The organism is Sphaerochaeta sp. S2 (genome assembly GCF_016406725.1).
Lineage (GTDB): Bacteria > Spirochaetota > Spirochaetia > Sphaerochaetales > Sphaerochaetaceae > Sphaerochaeta.
This window is the reverse complement of the sequence record NZ_JAEKNT010000313.1, coordinates 1-2,056: the sequence shown is the minus strand read 5'-3', so window position 1 is coordinate 2,056 and position 2,056 is coordinate 1. Positions and strand designations below refer to the sequence as shown.

Annotated in this window: 3 protein-coding genes; all 3 read left to right on the top strand. The window is 44.9% G+C overall.

The annotated features are described in order from the left end of the window. Window positions 1–54: 54 nt before the first annotated feature. The 3 genes from JF818_RS16405 to JF818_RS09185 are packed head-to-tail and all read left to right on the top strand — an operon-like array spanning window position 55 to window position 914. Entirely contained in the window at window positions 55–234 is a 180-nt protein-coding gene (locus JF818_RS16405) for a hypothetical protein (protein WP_233067071.1), read from the top strand. 9 nt (window positions 235–243) lie between these two features. Next, on the top strand, window positions 244–696 hold the full coding sequence (locus tag JF818_RS09190; RefSeq protein WP_233067068.1) for an AAA family ATPase: 453 nt from the start codon (window positions 244–246) through the stop codon (window positions 694–696). Next, entirely contained in the window at window positions 693–914 is a 222-nt protein-coding gene (locus JF818_RS09185) for a hypothetical protein (RefSeq protein WP_198891716.1), read from the top strand. The genes JF818_RS09190 and JF818_RS09185 overlap by 4 nt, the downstream gene beginning before the upstream one ends. Window positions 915–2,056 lie beyond the last annotated feature (1,142 nt).

The following is a 2,056-nucleotide window of genomic DNA, read 5'->3' as shown; positions in this document are numbered from 1 at the left end:
CGCATCGACCAGGTCTCAATGCTTCGTTATGCTCGAAGGAGTCAACTATAAACAATGGAAAACTTCAATAATGTTTTTCAAGGCTCAAAGGGAATACATCTCATCCTTGAAAAGCTATCAGGGAGAGAGAATCTCTCTTACTTTGCCTCGTTGTACAAGCATACACTTCCCATCGAACCGTTGCTTGAATCAGTGGGACTGGCCGCAGAGGCAGATAAGAAGGTCTCTGCCTAATCAAAGGGCATGAAAAGCCGTCTCAATTTCATCAAGGCCTTGATTCACTCCCCCTCGATTCTCTTTCTTGATGAACCAACAAGTGGCCTCGATCCCTCGAATGCCAGGGTAATGAAAGACCTGATCCTTCAGCAGCGGAACAAGGGCACCACCATCCTTCTGACCACCCACAATATGTATGATGCCACAGAGCTGTGCGACCGGGTCGCTTTCATCGTAGATGGCAGTATCTGCTCCCTCGATAGTCCGAGAAACCTGATCATGAGTAGGGGAGCGGTTACTGTCTCCTACTCATATAAAGAGCAGGGTACTGAGTACCAACGTTGTACGCAGTTGAGCTCAATTGGTGAGGATATTGAACTCTTGAACGCACTCAAGGAGAACCGTCTTCTCAGTATTCACAGTAGTGAACCTACGCTTAACGACATCTTCACCGAGCTTACGGGGAGGAAACTGCAATGAGATTCCTCTCTGTGCTTAAAGGTGATATCCGCTTCCAGTTTCGATATGGCTTCTACTTCATCTACGCTCTCTTTACCTTGCTCTATGTGCTCATCCTGCAGCTGGTAGGCGAGCAATTGCAGGCAAGGGTGGCAGTGCTCACGATCTATATCATCGGTACCAGGAAGAATTGTCACATTTTCCACAAAAATCGGCGTTTTAGGCCACTGGAAGCGTGATTTGACGATTTGAGGTACCGGGTAGAACTGTCACATTTTCCACACAGTTTGAGAGAGGGATCTTGCGAGACTTGATCAAAAAGTGTCTACCAAACCGTGCGCAGATCATACCGAGCTCTTCAAACAGTTCAGTGACAAACCATCCTTCAAGAAATGGCTTGGAGACACCATCTTCGGTGCCACTTACCAATCTGCTGATCAAGTAGGAACGGGGGCAAGATAACTATGACTGGGAATTTACCAAAGCCAATCAAAAAGCAGCGAGAGGTATTGTACATGCCTGCTACCGGCCATTCCGCCGTTTTGGGAACTGCTGGCAGCGGTAAAACAACCCTCGCTTTATATAGGTCTGCGTATCATTGGTACCAGGAAGAATTGTCACATTTTCCACAAAAATCGGCATTTTATGCCCCTGGAAGCGTGATTTGGCGATTTGAGGTACCAGGAAGAACTGTCACATTTTCCACACAGTTTGAGATATGGATTTTGTGAGACTTGATCAGAAAGTGTCTACAAAAGCGTGCACAGATCGAATGTTCTAGCGAAAACTATTGTGGCAGCTACTGATACGGCCAATTCAGAAATTCAAATTTTTTTTAGTCCATAATTACAATATTGATAACAATAACATGGTTAAATAGGCTATTACCCCACAAGTACTCATCTTGAAACCGACTTGCTGAATATCCAACAACCCCAAGAATTCTTTCAGGCTTTCCCTTTTTAGACCATTCTTCCCTGGCAACATCCCACACATGGTCTCGAGATTTTCATCGAACCAATAGGAATCAGATGGAGCCATTACCTCTCTTCTATGGCTCTCTTTATTTTTTCCACTGCTTTGTGTGCATTTCATCTTCCTGTTCAGAAACATATCCTGGATTCCATTTTTCTGTAGCCCGTGGATGATTTCTATGATAACGTTATAGCAATTAGAAGGATTTCTGTGGGGAATAGCTTCGCATTGATTCTGAGGACAGCTGTTGCTTCAGTGATTCCTGTGTTTTTATCTCACTAGGAATCCATTCTGCTTATACCCCGGTTCCAGTTTGAATATGACTCTCGTAATAGCCCTTGATGTTTCGGCGCGTGGGTGTATGTGAGAGGACAGGCAGGATAATTGCATCTGATCAGCACTGTTT

Excerpts from the sequence above, each read along its gene's own strand:
- JF818_RS16405 (WP_233067071.1), top strand. The coding sequence starts at position 55 with ATGGAAAACTTCAATAATGTTTTTCAAGGCTCAAAGGGAATACATCTC.
- JF818_RS09190 (WP_233067068.1), top strand. The coding sequence starts at position 244 with ATGAAAAGCCGTCTCAATTTCATCAAGGCCTTGATTCACTCCCCCTCG.
- JF818_RS09185 (WP_198891716.1), top strand. The coding sequence starts at position 693 with ATGAGATTCCTCTCTGTGCTTAAAGGTGATATCCGCTTCCAGTTTCGA.